Below are 16,461 nucleotides of genomic sequence, written 5' to 3'. Positions count from 1 at the left end.
TACGTTCCTTTTCGGGCATCAAAGTGACTAGAACAAACACATGCTTTTTCCAACATATCTCCAGCGAAGATGTTCGAAAAAGGCGTCATTCATCTCCCACCTGCTTCGCTGAGGAAGGAGACTTCTGACGCAAGTTGTTAAACTATTAATCTATTAAAAAGTCTATTTTTCTATCAAAATGAGGCTCCCTGCATAATATAAACTATAAACGAAAAAAGGAGGAATTTAACTATGAACTCGCCCAGCCCGCTCTGTCAGGATTTTGCAAGAATACTAGGGGGAACTGCGGAAGTTGTTAACGGGGTTACTACGGTCACCCGGATCCGCAGCAATTTAAAACCTTTAATCCAAGGCAGAAGAACGAGATCCGCCTTGGCCATTGCCGCTCTGTTCTCTTTCGAGGATTTGGACAGCAGAGGCAACGCGTTGAACTTGGGAGAAACGGTAATTTTGCAGGAGGAGGCCAATCCCTTCATATCGGCCCTGCGCGCCCGTGGAATTGAAGTGACTGCGCTGCATAATCACTGGCTGCTTACGGACCCGGTACTCATGTTCATCCATTGGAAATCCATTGAACCTCCTCTTTCTTTTGCAAGGAAGACGGCGGAAGCCTTCCGGGTATTAACGACCCGGACTATAGCTCCGAAGAAACGCTCCTCAAGCGGAGAACACAGATCGAGCCGTTCCAGCCATTCAAGCAGCAAACGGGGATCTGTATACAGTATCTCCAGCGGTAAGCACAGGTCCGTTTCAAGTCGATCCGGCAAATCATATTCCTCAAAAAGCCGTGTGAAGTCATTGCACAGATCAAGAAGTGTCAGACCTTCATCTGTCAGCCTTAGATCCCGGAAATTGAGGTAAACCCTGTGCCCAATAATAAGCTCCCCTACAGTGAAAGCGGCGGGGAGTTATTTTTTCGGGGTGGACTTCGGAATTAGGTGGCCTAGTCGATAACGGTATTTATCCCTTGGGTAAAATTGCTGCGAAAATACAGTTTTTATGGGGTGATACATAAGAAAGGCGATATTAGCTTAACGTTCAGCGGAATATTTTTTTGGCTTAATACAAATGCAATTCTATCCAAGAAGAGATTTTGGGTCTTTATGAGCTTGCCTCTTATTGTATTATCGGTAGTTCCTGCTATTAGTTCATTCTATTTATCGGGTAATATCAAAACATTTATGTTATTTATTAGTTGGATAAACTTGATCTTCTCCTCTTCCGATATCGTCAATTCATTTTTAATCTTAATAAAGCCTAATAAATCCGTATTTTGTAGAGGATATTATCGAGTAAAAAGCTAACGGGGAACGATAATCCAAATTGCCCGTACTATGACTGACTTACAGTTTCTTACAGGTTGATGACATCCTGGCAGGCCGGATGTCCGTTCAAGATGATCAAGGAAACCGTTCCATACAATAAACATAAAGAAAAGGAGTATACCCTATACCGCATATGATTGCCTAAGTTCATACGTTAAGGCATCATGATACGCTAAGAGGTATACCCCTATGAATTAAGCGGGTGATGGGAATCGAACCCACGCTACCAGCTTGGAAGGCTGGAGTTCTACCATTGAACTACACCCGCATATTAGCTGCTCTTCGGCCCGAAAAACGTTGGCCTTCAGGGCTTTTCTTCCCGGTTCAAGAATAACTTCGTTCGGAGTGACAAAAAATAATATATCATGTCCTATCCTAAAATGCAATGCTTATTTTTGATTATTTTCGCTGTACAATAGCATATATTACTTAAAGCCCGATATACGCTGAAACCAAAAGCTTGAGGAGGGTATGGCATGCCATCGCTGCTGCAGCTTCAACATAAAGAAGATTTTACTCCCAATGTCCGGCGGATTCTTGAGGAATGTCTATACCTTCCGGATGAAGAAAAGCTCAACAAGATCGTCGATCTATACCTTTCCGATTCCTGCCGTTTTTTTTACGCCTGGCATGATGACGAGGAAGAAGATGCCCGGGCGATCATCGGTATTAGCGTCCGTTCGGAAACCCAGTGCGCGGTCATCCTTCATATCGCGGTCAAGAAAGAACACCGCGGGAAAGGAATAGGACGGCAGATGATTGACAAGGTCATCGCCCGGCATGCCGTTCTTTCGGTACAGGCCCAAACCGATCAGGATTCCGTGCCGTTTTATAAATCATGCGGCTTTACGGTAACCAGTCTGGGTGAGCTCTATCCCGGCATCGAACGTTTCCTTTGCGAGAAAAGAATGACCTCCTACCCGATTTGCCGCACTCCGGAATAACCGGCGCTCCATCAGCCCATACCGCCGGGTTCCCCTGCCTTCTTAAACGGCCTGAATCCATAGTTGCAGTGAAACGCGGAAATACACAGTTATAACCGCTCCAATATGGCTGCCTGACGCTTGCCGATTCTGAGAGCTTCAAGCCTCCGGTAGCCTTCGTGCCTGATTTTCTGTCCCTTGTCCGCAATGACGATCAGCACGGAGGAATGGGCCGCTACTCTCTGCAGCTGGTCCAGCATCCGGTACAGGGGATCTTCCGCATCTTTAGTACCGCCCCATTGAGTTTCTTGCCCATAGGGAACATCCGCGATGATTAGATCCGGAGAAGGCAAGCCGGCGCTAGCCTTGTCCGCTTCCGCCATAATGTCGGCTTGAATACAGCCGGTACGAATCCCCTCTGTTCTTCCGATAACATATTCCTTAATTCGTTCGGCAGCGTGTAGAGCCTCTTGATGAGAATCCTTCCCGTATTCCGTCCAGTTCCTGCGAATTTCTTCCATCCTCCGCTCCAGCCCCTCCTCTGAAAGCAGCGACAGATTTCTTTGGGTAAGGGCGACCGCCTCTTCCCGGATGTCCGAGCCGTACAGCCCCGCTATCCTGTCCCCATGAAGCAGCCCAATCACCGTCAGTAAATAGCCTCCTCCGCAGCAAGGATCATAAACCGTATAGGGTCCGTCCACCCCTTTATTTTGCAGCCGGAACACCCCTCTCTGAAACAGCTCGCTGGCCAGCCTGACCGGAAAAGAAGTCATTCCCTTGCGGCTCTCGATGACTTTGCCGCTGGCTAAATCTTCATAATTGCTTTTGGACGTGACATATTGGTATTCCATCTCTTTCTTTCCCTTCTGTCGTTTTCTTCCCCGGGCGTTCATTTTCTAATTCTATACCATTTCAAGAATGAAAACCCCTCCCCCTCTTTTTCTTCCGACATTCCCGCCTGCTCCCCATAGAAATAAAGCGACACATTTTGTTAACAACAATAGCTCTATTGAGTCATATGTGACTGCTGAAATTTGTAATAGACTCAAAAAGTATAGTGAATGCCGGAAGGGATACAAGCTTCCACTGATCAGCTCAGTGCCGGCAGTTGAAACCGGTCCTTCCCCCGCTTGTTGCAGGTGCCTCTCAAGCAGACTTGGCGGAAGGAACCAGGAAAGCTACGACTTCCGTCAGGAGGTGAATCGATGAAAGGATGGCAAGGCATCAAGAGGCAGCGCCCGGCGTTCTGGTTAATGATTCTGTGGATGCTCGCCGGATTGGTCTTCTTTTCCCCGTTCGGGCAGGTGGATGCCGCAGAGGAAGGAACTCCGCTGCAGCCGCTCATAGATCAGGTGGAAGCCGGCGGAACTTTAATTCTGGAAGCAGGCAGCTACATAGGACCCGCCACGATCAGCCGTCCCATCCATATCAAGACAGAGGGAACCGTCAAGATTACCGGCGACGGCGTACATCCCGTCATAACGCTTCAAGCGGACGATTCATCGATTACCGGTCTGCAAATTTACGATGAAATGGATGACCGGGAGAAGGCCGCGATCCTTGTAGAAGGCAGCCGGAACCGTCTGGAGAAGCTGCAGATTATTACCCGGGCCAGCGGAATCCAACTGCGGGAAGCGCACAGCAATGTGCTGGAAGGATTGACAGTGCAGCGGCCTCAAGAGACGAATCCCGTCCGCTTGTCGAGGCGGGGCAATGGAATCGACCTGTGGGGATCCAATGATAACCTGATCATTGGCAACCGGGTCAGCCATATGCATGACGGAATTTATGTCGAGAACAGCCAATCGAACCGGGTGGAGAACAATCGGGTCGATCGGTCCCGTTACGGGTACCACTTCATGTTTACGAAGGATTCCTATTTGGTCGACAACGAAGGACAGTACAACGTAACCGGGGCCATGATTATGAGCTCGGACCAGACGGAGGTCACCGGGAATACCTTCTCCGAACAAAGTGAGAACGTTAATTCCCAAGGTCTTCTTCTGTTCGATGTCAATACGACGGTAGTCAGAAGCAATCGGGTGGAAGGCAACCGGATCGGATTTTATATCGAGCAGGCCAAGGACAGTCAGCTTACGGATAATTGGATTGCCCGTAACTTTATCGGTATCGAAATGCTGTCCTCGGAGGGCAACGAGCTGTCGGGGAACCATCTAATCTCCAATGTCAATCAGGCCCAGGCGGCCGACAGCGCCGACAATAGCGTAAACGGCAACTACTGGGACGATTTTAAGGGGATAGATTTACAAGGAGACGGGTATAGCGATCTGACCTACCGAACCAATCCGTTCTTCGTCACTCTCACGCAATCGGCCTCGGCTTACCAGCTCTTCTTCGGATCGCCGGGGATGGTTTTTCTGGAGGGAATGTTTCCGGCCGATCCCGAGCAATCTCTGGCGGATGAGGCGCCCTTGATGAAGCCTGTCATGGAAAGCGCCGGCCAAGGTGCTCTGAACGGATATACATTGGCTATTTGCGCGTTTCTGTTTGTCTGCAGTACATTATTTATTTATCTATGGGGGGTTAGAAGGCAATGAAAAAATCGGTATTCATTTTATTATCTGTAATGGTTATGATTATGGCATCCGCCTGCGGGAAGAAAGAAGAGTATACCCCGGCAGCGATCAATGAAGGAGTAGACCGCTGCGAAGTATGTAATATGATGATCGCCGACGATCATAACGCGACCCAAATTGTTCTCAAGGACGGACGTTCCCTGAAATTTGACGATATCGGCGACCTGTTCGTTTGGACGAAGAAGAACGGCCTGGACCAGGTTGGACAACGCTTTGTCCGGGATTATCACAGCAAGGAATGGCTGAAGCTGGAGGATGCTTATTATGCCTATGACAGCACATTCAAAACCCCGATGGCTTTCGGAGTATATTCCTTTAAAGATAAAGCTGACGCCGAGAAGTTCATCGAGGAGCAAGGCAAAGGGGTGCTGATGTCTGCCGCCGACCTGGATAGTCATTCGTGGGAATCCCATATGGAGCATGGGCACGATCATGGGCATTCGGAGGGACAGGAGGGACATTCCAAGGAATCTCATGGCAGCGGTCATGAAGAAGGCTCCCACGATTCGCATAAAGAAGGGGCCGACAATTCCGGCCATGGTGACGAAAACAACAACAGTCAAGAACAACACAAAGAGACTGACGCTAAATAAACAGGCCTTCAGTCCTCTCGATAATTTATATAATTTGGCTTTCCTGAGCTAACCCGTTAATGATCAAATCTTGGCTATTATGCAAATAAGCCTCCCTGACAGAGGATGTGATATCATGCATTGGCTGACGGTAGCCCTGCGCGAGGTCAAGCTTGGCTTTCGCAACCCGTGGGCCTATTCCTTCATGGCGCTGTTTTCTCTCTTCAGCCTCGCTCTGCTGTTGATTCAATCGCAAGCCCAAATGAGCGGCTACACCAGCTCCACGGGAACGATGCTTAATCTGATTCTTTATCTTCTGCCGCTAATGACTTTGCTATTGGGCTCCTTTTCCGTTACGGCGGAAAAAGAAGAGGGAGGGTGGCAGCTGCTGTCCACCTACTCCATCGGCACGTCCTCTTATTTGCTTGGCAAATATGGCGGTCTGGCGGTAGTACTTTTTATCATCATCGGCTTCGGGTATGGCTTCTCCGGACTGATCGGGGCATTGATGGGCAGATCATTCGCAGCGGATGCTTTCCTGCTGTTTCTCGCCTTCTCCGCCGGACTGATCCTGCTGTTTCTGGCCATCGCGATAGGAGTCGGCACCCTGTCCAGAAACCGGTGGCAGGCGTTGACCTACGGCGTGGCCATCTGGTTCTTCCTCATACTGGGCTGGCCTACCCTGCTCGTCTCCGTATTGGGGTTCTTGCCTTATCTATGGATCAAACCGGCCCTGGTCGGGTTAACATTCCTCAACCCTGCAGAGCTGGTCCGTGTTTATATGATCGTCAAGATGGGCGGCGGGACCGTCTTCGGAGCGGAGTATTATCAATGGGTGGAATGGATTCAGAAGCCGGCGGGAACCCCGATTTTTATCGGAATATGCCTAGCCTGGATAGGATTATTCCTTGCAGCCGCTATCATCGGATGGGAAAGAAGGCGATATCGTGGATAACTCGGTGCTTGAGCTTCATTATGTAACGAAAACCATCGGCAAACGCCCCATCGTTCAGCCAATCAGCTTGACGGTCCCTCCCGGTGAGGTACTGGCGCTATGCGGCGGTAATGGGGCAGGTAAAAGCACGATTCTGCGAATGATCGCCGGAATTATTCAACCGACCGCGGGAACCATCAAGGTGAAAGGGTGCGAGCGGAGGAAAAATCGCAAAGCCTACGCCGATCATATCGGGTATATGCCGGATGATTTCCTGTTCGGCCAGGCTTTGTCCGCCAAGGAGACGATTCTGTTCTATGCGGCACTACGGGGCGTCCCCAAGGCTAAAGCGCTGCAAACGCTGGAGCGTGTCGGACTCGGGGAGGTCCGGAACAAATCGGCCGCCTCCTATTCCAAAGGAATGAGACAGAGGCTGCTCTTCGCCCAGGCTCTGCTGGCCGATCCCGCCCTGCTGCTTCTCGATGAGCCTACTAACGGATTGGACCCGTTCTGGATGGAAGCCTTCGTAAAGTTTATTATAGAGTTAAAAGAAGCCGGACGAACCGTTGTTTTCTCCACTCACCAACTGGACATAGCCGAACAAGTGGCGGACCGGGTGCTGTTCCTGAATGAAGGACAGGTGATGTATTCCGGATACACGCATGAATACAGAGACAAGTACGGAAAGGCCGGATTATCGGCCGCTTTTACCGAGCTGTTCCAAGCGAAGCGATGAACCGATTTGAACGGATTAAGCGAATGCTTCGCTTGTGCAACCTTGAACTTGCTCTCATTTGCTTCTGCGCAGGTTTGCCGGAAAGCTTCATTTTATCGCCATCAACTATGAGATAGGAGGGAAAAGTATGGCACAGCGTACCCGCTCCTTCGTTCTCGCATGCTTGCTGCTGGTGTTTCTGACCGCTTGCGGCACCGTTCAAACCGGCCTTCCGGACGGGATTGCAGTCCCCGAGGAGCAAATTGCCCTGACGAGCGACCCCGAGCCTACGGCCGCCGGCCAGGAAACGACCTTAAGCATTGAATTGAAGAATCTGCCCGAGCCGGATGACACCACAGTCGATCTGGAAATTCGCAAAGCGGGATCGGTTCGGGGGAAGTTTAGCAAAACCAAACCGGATAAGAGCGGAGAAATGTTTTCCACTGAGTACACATTTGAAGAAGCAGGCCGATATGAGGTTATCATTCATATCTATGCTCCGGACGTCCATCAAACCGTCCCCAGAGAATTGGAAGTTAAATAAACAGTCGCCGTCCGCTTAACAAGCGATTCGGTAGAGCTTATATGGCTTGAAACAGGTGATCAGGCTGATCAGTCCTGCTGCCCCACCCCGGTCATTCGCCCGCTAATACGGACCGGGGTCTTGCTTTACAGCCATAACTTGAGAGTTGCTGGCAAGAGAGGTAACATGGTAGTCAGGAGGGATGAACGATGAAATATCGCAGACTCGGCAAAACAGGTCTCAAGGTTTCCGTTATAGGAATCGGTACTTGGCAGTTCGGCGGAGAATGGGGCAAGGATTTCTCCCAGGACGAAGTAGACCGGATCCTGGGACGGGCCAAGGAGCTTGGCATTAACTTCATCGATACGGCAGAATGCTACGGCGACCATTTATCGGAGCGGTTTATAGGAGAATTTCTCCACAAGGACCGGCGGGAGGACTGGGTGGTCGCCACCAAATTCGGGCATGAATTTCACGGCCATCTTCATCGGACCGACCGCTATTCGCCGGAGGATGTCATTCGGCAGCTGGACGCTTCTCTTCAAGCGTTAAGAACCGATTACATCGATCTGTACCAATTCCATTCCGGCCCGAATGAAGCCTTCGACAACGATAAGCTGTGGACCACCTTGGACAAGCAGGTGCAAGCGGGAAAAATCCGCCATCTGGGCACCTCCATCGCCAAGAACGATAATCTGCATCAGACAGAGCAATCGACACGTGTTCAATCCAAAGTGATACAGGTCATCTACAACCGGCTGGATCGCCAGCCCGAGGAGCGGGTATTCCCTTCCTGCATAGAGCAAGATCTTGGAGTATTGGCGAGGGTGCCGTTGGCCAGCGGATATTTAAGCGGCAAATACAAGCCCGGTACCGTCTTCGGGAGCAATGACGTAAGGCATCGTCATGATCCGGAGCAGATCAGGCAGAGGCTTGCCAAAGTGGAAGAAATTCGTGCCAAGGAAGTTCCCGAAGGAATGGATATGGCGCAATGGGCCTTGGCCTGGTGTCTCAAGCACGATGCCGTTACAAGCGTAATTCCGGGCTGCAAGAGCGTGGAGCAGGCGGAGGCTAACGCAAGCGCCGCCCAATGGGTGAGCGATAATCACCCTCAGGCCTGGAAGGAAGAGGAATAAACCTCACCTTTGATTGGCGCGAGGCATGGCTCCCAATAAGCGTCAAGCGTTATATATCGGCTCGTCATTATACGCAATGTAACAAGGATAAACGGCTATCGCCGTCCCTTGAACTGAGAGGCCTCTCCCGTTCCTTTACGAACGGGGGAAGCCTCTTTATATTTGTGATTCAGTTATGGTCCAGTCGTTTTCTTCCGAAATAACCGTCATCCAGCCCATGATAATGATTGATTTTATCTTCCCCGAGCTTCCAGCATAAGAGTACCTCTTCACCATTGATCACGGCTGGAAAGTCTACCAGTCCAAGCTCTATATCTTTGAGCTCCGCCCCCTTATGAGCAATGCTGTTGGCGATCAATTGAGCCTCCATCTGAAGAAACTCCAATTCGGACTCGAGTAAGAAATAACGGTCCTCTCCGCTTGAATCCGATACGGGAGCCGTCTGCTTCATATGGCACAAATCCGCGTACATACGCTCAAAACGATTTTTAATCTCCTGCAGACTTTCCACTTCCTGCCGGATGATCGGCAGCAAGCCATTGGCTTCCTCCGGTGTAAACCATTTTTTCACTGGCTGCTCCCTCCTTCTCTTGAGAAGCCTGTCCAACGAATGAAACGATTATCGGCACTAAGCCTCCGTCCCAATAATCGGCAGAAGGCCCTTCGCCCTCGGCCGTTTTTCCTTCGCTTCATGGATGATCTCATGATCCGACAGACTCCCAATACTCTCTGGCTGCTGACAAAGCCAATTACAGATGCTCCAGCAGCTCGCTCATTTTGCTAATTTGGGCGATGAAAGGAACTTCGTTCGTTTCAAGCCCCGCTGTGTCGCAGCCATATAAAATAAATCTGGATCCGCCATCGCTAGCAGCTTTCCCGTCCATCCAGGAATCGCCTACGACTACCCACTCTTCCGCTGCAATATCCGGATACAGCTTATGCACATACAAAACTCCGTCGGGAGAAGGCTTCAAGCGGCCCATCTGCTCCCGGCCGACGATATGGTCGAAGTAAGACTTGACCCCGGTTTCCGTCAATGCCGCAAGTGCTGCAGGATAGGTGTTATTGGTCAGAATGACCATAGGGTAACGTCCGTAAAGCCGGTCCAGCACCTCATGAACCTCCGGCTCCAAGCCGGCCCCGGCCATGCCCTCCCTTTCAAAACGGCCAATAACGTCCCATACCCCGTCAAGCCACTGCCCACCGTCACCCGCCCGCTCCCTCGCCATCTCGATTAATTGGGCACTGGTATATTGTTGCCATGCGGGAAGGTCCGGCAGCAGCCGATGGCCGGATAAATAGGAGTAGACTCCTTCCTTCATTGCGGGAAAATCAATCGAGGAACGGAGCACCGTATTATCCATATCAAACATTAGTCCACGGATCGGCAGAAGATGTGACAATCGGTATTCCCCCTTCTTATTGCTTTTTAGATCCCCTCCATCTTGTTCTTCAAGCATACTCTATCTTTCCACCGGTTTCCATCCCTCTTTCACAACGCGCACCTCTTCCGTCGCGGTGGACAGTAAAAGCCCTTATTTTCATGCAAAAAATCAGACGGGGATTTCTCCCCGCCCGATTCCGATTCGCCCGGAAAACGAAGGCGCCTATAGTTTTCTTAGAGGGCTTGACCGATTTGGAAATACTCAATAGCGGTCCAAACTGCCTATACTGTCATTCGATCTATTAAGAGGACACTTGATGTATAGTGCCCAATCGGCCAATCTAATAGTCGGAAAAACGGGACTTGTCCGGCCATCCGGCAGCCGCGCGGCGGGCAAGTCCAATTATAAGCAGTGATGGACGTCGGCTATTTGAATTGGTTAAGGCTGGACCAGTACAGCAGAATTAACATTTTCAACGTCCAATCCAAATCTTTCAATCCAATTCCCTCCTTTTCTCTCAGGCTTCTCTAATATATGAGCGCTGAAAGAAAACGGAGTGGGGGCCGGTCTAATTCTATGAAAAAAATCACTTCTGTCCCGGAACTGCTAGATTTATAGATTTATAGATTAATAGATTAATAGAAAACGGATTTCCGCTGTGCATATTCCCTGCAGCATTCCAGCCAGCGGGCCGCCAAGCGCGGGTTGGAGGCAAAATGGATGTGCGAAAATCCGGCCACCAGGCTGCCGGACATATAGCCCTCGGCGTGCTCCCCTTTACGTCCCTTCACCCAATAAGCCGGCGGCCATTCCTCGTCAGGCTCCACAACGGAATAATGGAATTCATGGCCGCGGGCGGTTTCTCCCTGCCCGAACAGGAAATTCCGCTCCATTCCGTGAATTTCCCGGTAACCGAAGGACTGCAGCCGATCCTTCATCACGGTCGATCCCGGGATCAGGCCGATCATCGGATACTTCCCGCCGTCCCGGGTACGAATTTCGTTCGTCAAATACATGTACCCGCCGCACTCGGCCAATGTCGGCATGCCGCTGAGGACAGCGTCGCGAATGGACCGTTTGGGCAGCTCCTGCCGCGAGAGAATCGGGGCATATTCCTCCGGAAAGCCTCCGCCGATGTACAGACCGCTTGCATCCTGCGGAACCTCCTCTCCGGCAAGCGGAGAGAAATAGACGCATTCTGCGCCGTACGCTTCCAGCAGCTCCAAATTTTCCGGATAGTAGAAGTGGAAGGCGGCATCCTTCGCTATGGCGATACGCAGCGGATTCCGCTGCGCGGAGGCCCGGTCCGCAGGCTCGAATCGCGGAGCATGGGACGGCTCGGCCCCCGGGGGCCGCAGCGATAGCGCCGGGGCGGCCGACTGCTCCGTCTGCGAGGCGCCCGGCTCGGGCCGGCGGAGCGCCCCGGGCTGCGGCGATGGCGGCGAAGCGGGGACCTGCTGCGGAAAGATGGTCCGCTCCGCAAGGACCGGCGGCGACTCCGCGAGGGCCAGCAAGCCATCGAGGTCGATCCCGGATTCCGCGAGGTCGGCCAGCCGCTCGAACAGCGGCTGCAGCTCGCCTCGCGCTAACGCCGGGATCAGCCCGAGATGGCGCTCTGGCAAGGCGACGGCATCGTCCCTGCGCAGCCAGCCGAGTGCGGGAATTCCGCACTCCTGCTCGATGGCTGCCCGGACGATGCCGTAGTGCCCCTCGCTTCCGACGCGGTTCGCGATGACTCCGGCTATCCGGATGTCATCGGCGAACCGCTGGAAGCCCTGCACGATCGCCGCCGCCGAGCGGCCCATGCCGCTGCAGTCGACGACGAGCACGACCGGGCATTCCAGCAGTTGGCTGATCTCTGCCGTACTGCCCGCATGGCTCGTCGGGTCTTTGCCGTCATAGAAGCCCATGACCCCCTCGATGACGGAAATATCCGCCCCCTGTGATCCGCGGACATAGATTTCCCTTACTCCCATCGGGGACATCATCCAGCTGTCCAGGTTGCGGGAGACCCTGTCCGTAATGGCGGTATGATAGCCGGGATCGATATAATCCGGTCCGCATTTGAACCCCTGCACCGCCTTGCCCCGTCTTCTCAATGCGGCCATGATTCCGAGAGCGGCCGTCGTTTTGCCGCTCCCGCTGCCCGTCCCGGCGATAAGAATCCGTCTGTCCGTCGGCTGTTCCGTTCTCAATTTTCTTCCCCCTTATATTCCTGCATCCGGCTGTGTCTCTAAGATAATACAACCGCAGCACCGTATAGTTCCTATAAGCCTTTCTCTTCGCCCAGTATACCTGTTAAGCTTTGATTTTGCCATTCTCTTAAGCGATCGGGATGGCGGCCGACGATAATATAGGAGGAACTCTTGCTTCCATAAAGTGTGGACCCCGGCTGCTTCGCAGCAAAGCTTTGGATAATAATTAAGTAGGCGAAATTACTAGAAAAAATAAGAGAAAGGGAGAATATGGATGAATAAGGGGCTATTTTTTTAATAGATTCAAATTAATAGAATTTTTAGAATATTTACATAATATTAAAACTCTGTTAGGATTGCAGTAAGCTAAACACCAAACAAACACAAGATACCCAGTATCCTTATCTCATCTCCTCGACACAGCTGTTTACCGGAATGGGACCCTAAGGGCGACAGTGAATTGGAATTCCGATTCGAACCGCCATCCATATTAAAGAGCCCACTCCGTTAAATAGATATATACTCTTAGCGGGAAAGGGGATAGTCCAATGGAGCAGCGTTAGCGAAGCATGCTGTAATCAGGTTGCATGAAGGAAGAAGTCCCGTGACAGCTTTTTCCGTAATCTGTGGGCATGTGGGAACTCATATCAGCTCTTTCTGCCAAGCATGCATAGCATGTAAATGAAAGGGTTAACTAATAAGAAAGGATTGGACATTCTGGGCATGTGAATCGCAGGAGGTTAATGGAAGTAAAGTGAATATGGAAATTCAAAGATAAGGCTCCGTTTATTTTAATGAGAAAATAGACGGAGTCTTTTTATGTTCTTCACGATTTGCCTAACTACCATGAAGCACCCATTTGTAATGAACTCGCATTTAAATTTCTCCGAGGCCAGCAAATAGCAAGTTCCGCCGCAGCCTGCCGATCCGTTTTTCCACTTGCCTTATTCAACCTCAATTGTGCAGGGCCCTTGGCCGATTTCGGTAACGGTCCCAACTCCGGATGATCCGCTCAGTGGACACATTTCCCTATTCACGCTATAATATAGTCGCAATGGCCGTTGCATCCTGTTGTTTTACAACTTCATAACCGGGGAGCTGGACTAGGCCGGCTGAGATTGTATCCCGCAAGATACTGACCCTTTAACCTGATCTGGGTAATGCCAGCGTAGGGAATACTGCATATGGTCCATCCATGTGCCGCCTATATGCTATTTTGCGCCCTTAGATCAGGGGCGTTTTTTTATGCATTTTTCCAACATGAACATAACAAGGGAGGAAGTAAGGGAATCGTCGCCATTCAAGGGAAGAATGAACTCGCTTAAGCCATGCTGAATATCGGCTGGTCAGACGCTCGGAACGAAACCGATCACCGTGCGAAAGCCGGTTCGTGATCCGGCGGCAATTTTTTATCCGGAGACGAATATGCTCTACTGGTCCGGATTTCCGCCTATGCTGTAGGACTATCCCGGCAAAGGATTATCGGATTCATCCATATCTTCTCATGATGGAGTACACGAGTCCCCTTAACGTTAACTATGAAATCATTAACCTGGAAAAAACTAATGTTCGTCGCCTTGACCGCTCTTCTAATGCTAACCGCCTGTGGCAATAAAACCGAGCCGGCGCCGGACAGTGCTCCAAGCGATAAACTGACGGATGTCACTCTTGTTCTCAACTGGTTTCCGAATACCAATCATACCGGCTTATATGTGGCGCAAGACTTAGGATACTACGAAGAGGCCGGTCTGCGCGTCAATATCGTTCCCCCGGGGGTCAACGGATCGACGGCTATTGTCGGCTCCGGCGAAGCCGCCTTCGGTGTAAGCATCCAGGAGAACGTAACGGAAGCCCGCATTCAGGGAGTTCCGGTGGTCTCCATCGCCACATTGATGCAGCATAATACCTCCGTCTTCGCATCGCCCGTGGACAAAAATATTAAGAGCCCGAAAGATTTCGAAGGCAAAGTATATGGCGGCTTCGGCTCTCCGGCGGAGGAGGGAGTGCTGCAGTCCTTGATGCAGGCCGATGGGGGTGCCGATGTCAACACGGTGAAAATTGTCAACCTGGGCGAAGCCGATTTCTTCACCGCTGTTCAGCGGGATGTCGACTTCTCCTGGATCTTCTACGGCTGGACCGGAATCGAGGCCGAGCTGCGCGGGGTTCCGCTCAATCTCATCCCTCTGACGGATTACTCCGAGAAATTGGACTACTATACTCCGCTGTTAATCACTAACGAGGAGACCATTAAGGAACAGCCGGAGCTGGTCAAGGCTTTCCTCGCCGCAACGGCCAAAGGCTTCCAATATGCAATGGACAAGCCGGAGGAAGCTGCGAAAATACTGCTGAAAGCAGCGCCGGAGCTGGATGAAGAGCTGGTCATGGCCAGTCAGAAATGGATCAGCCCGCGTTATCAGGATGATGCACCGCAATGGGGCATTCAGAAAAAATCGGTATGGGTCAACTATGCGGATTGGATGAGAGAACACGGATTAATCGAGCAGGAATTCGATGCCGATGCTGCCTTTACGAACGATTTTCTGCCTGAGCCCGCACAATAACTGCAAGAAGGGAGAGCCGAATGATGGCGAATGCGCTCGTTAGCTTTGAAACGATCCCGAGAACGGAGGACGCTGTTCCATATATTGACTTGGCGGTAGACATTATACGGAAGTCTGGCGTCAAATATGTGGTCGGGCCGATGGATACGATGATGGAAGGAGAATTGGAGCAGCTGCTCGAAATTGTCAAGCAAGTGAACGTGGAGCTTGCGAAATTGGGCGGAGGCGGAATCTCCTCCGTTATCAAAATCCATTATGATCCCAAGGGAATTTCAATGGCACAGATGACGGAGAGGTACGAATAATGAGCGGCGGCTCCCGATGGAAAACCTGGCTGCCTCCTGTTGGGGCAGCCCTCCTCTTTCTAATCGTCTGGCAGTTATCCACTATGTGGTTCGATGTCCAGAAATGGATTCTGCCCGGTCCGATTCAAATCGTTCAGGAAGGAATTACCCAATGGCCAAGGGTGTGGATGCATACCACCGCCACCATTCAGCTCACCCTGATCGGCTTCGCCTCCGGGATCGGAATCGGCTTGATCACGGCTATCTTCCTGCATCAGTTTCCATGGATCAAAAGAGCACTGTATCCGTTTCTGATCCTGACCCAGAATATTCCCATTATTGCCCTGGCTCCTTTACTGCTTATCTGGTTCGGCCTCGGCCTCTTCCCGAGAATAATCATTATTATTATCGTCTGCTTCTTTCCGGTCACTATCTCGACCTTGAACGGACTGAGACTGACCGACGCCAACATGCTTAAATTTATGGCAATGTCCGGCGCCTCCAAGAGACAGACCTTCTGGAAGCTGGAGCTTCCTCATGCAATTCCCAGCCTGTTCTCCGGCTTGAAAATATCGGCCACTTACAGTGTGATGGCCGCCTTCATCGCCGAATGGCTGAGCGCCAGCGAGGGCATCGGAACCTATATGAGGACCGCGAACTCCGCTTTCCGCGCGGATAGGGTATTTATCGGCATCATCGTCATCGTGGCGTTCAGCATGATTTTGTTCGGCTGCATCGTCCTCCTGGAAAAGTGGTTCACCCGGTGGAAAACGGCGAAATAATTATCTGTGAACATCCATCTTATCGCCAAAAAGGCGGCCAAATGTCCATCGGACACTTGGCCGCCTGATCTATCTCGTCGCGTTCGAAGCGCGCTCCTTGTTCTTGCCGATTATTTTACGGATGCTGTCTTCCGACAGATGAAAGGTCTGTATCAATTCCACCATCTTGGACCCGTTCTTATATTGACGGTAAATTTCTTTATTTCTCCGTTCCAGAAGCAATCGAGCCCCGTTATTTTCACCCCAGCCCGCACGTTTCTTCTCTCTCTTGGGGATGTAAATGATTTCTCCTTGAATATACTCCTGCAGCTGCTTCAAAAGGCTAGGGGGAAGAACATCCTTTCCATTTTTGTAGCTCACAGATGAAAACCTCCTCATTTATTGTCCTGCCGTTGCAACGGTTATTAAAAATAAGGTTAGCTGCTTTCATCTTGACACCTCCTTTTCTATATTTAAGCTTCTCGGAATTCACATTCCGTTGCAGACTCTAGCTTCCTAGCTAGGGTCTTCTATTGTTTCACCCCCAAAC

General features: G+C 51.1%; 16 protein-coding genes, 1 tRNA gene, 1 pseudogene and 1 riboswitch. Of the genes and pseudogenes, 12 read left to right on the top strand and 6 right to left on the bottom strand.

Annotated features, from left to right (window positions below; all coding sequences use genetic code 11):
• Positions 1-231: 231 nt before the first annotated feature.
• Both FS806_RS23325 and FS806_RS23320 read left to right on the top strand, forming a co-directional pair.
• The gene (locus tag FS806_RS23325; protein ID WP_144941473.1) at positions 232-861 is read left to right on the top strand and encodes a DUF1259 domain-containing protein; all 630 of its coding nucleotides are present in this window, start codon (positions 232-234) and stop codon (positions 859-861) included.
• A 143-nt stretch (positions 862-1,004) separates the two neighbouring features.
• Positions 1,005-1,304: pseudogene (locus FS806_RS23320) on the top strand (DUF3267 domain-containing protein); the annotation flags it as partial.
• A gap of 218 nt (positions 1,305-1,522) precedes the next feature.
• Here FS806_RS23320 and FS806_RS23315 read toward each other — a convergent pair.
• Positions 1,523-1,593, bottom strand: a tRNA-Gly gene (locus tag FS806_RS23315).
• Between the two features lie 208 nt (positions 1,594-1,801).
• On the opposite strand from FS806_RS23315, the gene FS806_RS23310 reads away from it, so the two are divergent.
• A complete protein-coding gene (locus tag FS806_RS23310) occupies positions 1,802-2,269 on the top strand; it encodes a GNAT family N-acetyltransferase (protein ID WP_144941471.1) in 468 nt (155 codons plus the stop codon).
• 89 nt (positions 2,270-2,358) lie between these two features.
• On the opposite strand, the gene FS806_RS23305 is transcribed toward FS806_RS23310, so the two are convergent.
• Positions 2,359-3,099 (bottom strand): hypothetical protein, encoded by a 741-nt coding sequence (locus FS806_RS23305; RefSeq protein WP_186328512.1) that lies wholly within the window; start codon positions 3,097-3,099, stop codon positions 2,359-2,361.
• Between the two features lie 354 nt (positions 3,100-3,453).
• Here FS806_RS23305 and FS806_RS23300 point away from each other — a divergent pair, with 354 nt between their 5' ends.
• From FS806_RS23300 to FS806_RS23275, 6 genes are all read left to right on the top strand, one after another.
• Positions 3,454-4,806 (top strand): right-handed parallel beta-helix repeat-containing protein, encoded by a 1,353-nt coding sequence (locus FS806_RS23300; RefSeq protein ID WP_144941467.1) that lies wholly within the window; start codon positions 3,454-3,456, stop codon positions 4,804-4,806.
• On the top strand, positions 4,803-5,438 hold the full coding sequence (locus FS806_RS23295; RefSeq protein WP_144941465.1) for a nitrous oxide reductase accessory protein NosL: 636 nt from the start codon (positions 4,803-4,805) through the stop codon (positions 5,436-5,438). The genes FS806_RS23300 and FS806_RS23295 overlap by 4 nt, the downstream gene beginning before the upstream one ends.
• A 115-nt stretch (positions 5,439-5,553) precedes the next feature.
• A complete protein-coding gene (locus FS806_RS23290) occupies positions 5,554-6,372 on the top strand; it encodes an ABC transporter permease (protein WP_144941463.1) in 819 nt (272 codons plus the stop codon).
• Entirely contained in the window at positions 6,365-7,087 is a 723-nt protein-coding gene (locus tag FS806_RS23285; protein WP_144941461.1) for an ABC transporter ATP-binding protein, read from the top strand. The genes FS806_RS23290 and FS806_RS23285 overlap by 8 nt, the downstream gene beginning before the upstream one ends.
• A 127-nt stretch (positions 7,088-7,214) precedes the next feature.
• The gene (locus tag FS806_RS23280; protein WP_144941459.1) at positions 7,215-7,610 is read left to right on the top strand and encodes a hypothetical protein; all 396 of its coding nucleotides are present in this window, start codon (positions 7,215-7,217) and stop codon (positions 7,608-7,610) included.
• 188 nt (positions 7,611-7,798) lie between these two features.
• On the top strand, positions 7,799-8,725 hold the full coding sequence (locus tag FS806_RS23275) for an aldo/keto reductase (RefSeq protein ID WP_144941457.1): 927 nt from the start codon (positions 7,799-7,801) through the stop codon (positions 8,723-8,725).
• A gap of 169 nt (positions 8,726-8,894) precedes the next feature.
• Here the strand turns inward: FS806_RS23275 and FS806_RS23270 are convergent, their stop codons facing one another.
• From FS806_RS23270 to FS806_RS23260, 3 genes are all read right to left on the bottom strand, one after another.
• The gene (locus tag FS806_RS23270; RefSeq protein WP_144941455.1) at positions 8,895-9,296 is read right to left on the bottom strand and encodes a DUF2203 domain-containing protein; all 402 of its coding nucleotides are present in this window, start codon (positions 9,294-9,296) and stop codon (positions 8,895-8,897) included.
• A gap of 178 nt (positions 9,297-9,474) precedes the next feature.
• Positions 9,475-10,128 carry an HAD family hydrolase gene (locus FS806_RS23265; protein WP_186328511.1) on the bottom strand — a complete coding sequence of 218 codons (654 nt, stop codon included), beginning with the start codon at positions 10,126-10,128 and terminating at the stop codon, positions 9,475-9,477.
• A gap of 617 nt (positions 10,129-10,745) precedes the next feature.
• Positions 10,746-12,305, bottom strand: a complete 1,560-nt coding sequence (locus FS806_RS23260) for a cobyrinic acid a,c-diamide synthase CobB (protein ID WP_144941452.1) — start codon at positions 12,303-12,305, stop codon at positions 10,746-10,748.
• Between the two features lie 1,081 nt (positions 12,306-13,386).
• A riboswitch (TPP riboswitch) is annotated at positions 13,387-13,497 on the top strand.
• A gap of 346 nt (positions 13,498-13,843) precedes the next feature.
• On the opposite strand from FS806_RS23260, the gene FS806_RS23255 reads away from it, so the two are divergent.
• The 3 genes from FS806_RS23255 to FS806_RS23245 are packed head-to-tail and all read left to right on the top strand — an operon-like array spanning position 13,844 to position 15,932.
• The gene (locus FS806_RS23255) at positions 13,844-14,866 is read left to right on the top strand and encodes an ABC transporter substrate-binding protein (RefSeq protein ID WP_144941449.1); all 1,023 of its coding nucleotides are present in this window, start codon (positions 13,844-13,846) and stop codon (positions 14,864-14,866) included.
• Between the two features lie 20 nt (positions 14,867-14,886).
• Positions 14,887-15,171 (top strand): thiamine-binding protein, encoded by a 285-nt coding sequence (locus tag FS806_RS23250; RefSeq protein WP_260982232.1) that lies wholly within the window; start codon positions 14,887-14,889, stop codon positions 15,169-15,171.
• Positions 15,171-15,932, top strand: coding sequence for an ABC transporter permease (locus FS806_RS23245; protein ID WP_144941447.1), 762 nt, complete (start codon positions 15,171-15,173; stop codon positions 15,930-15,932). Before FS806_RS23250 ends, FS806_RS23245 begins: the two co-directional genes overlap by 1 nt.
• Before the next feature lie 69 nt (positions 15,933-16,001).
• Here the strand turns inward: FS806_RS23245 and FS806_RS23240 are convergent, their stop codons facing one another.
• A complete protein-coding gene (locus FS806_RS23240) occupies positions 16,002-16,292 on the bottom strand; it encodes a CD3324 family protein (RefSeq protein ID WP_144941445.1) in 291 nt (96 codons plus the stop codon).
• Positions 16,293-16,461 lie beyond the last annotated feature (169 nt).

Source organism: Paenibacillus sp. 32O-W (assembly GCF_007679495.1).
GTDB classification, from domain to species: domain Bacteria; phylum Bacillota; class Bacilli; order Paenibacillales; family NBRC-103111; genus Paenibacillus_L; species Paenibacillus_L residui.
This window is presented reverse-complemented; position numbering and strand designations above follow the sequence as displayed.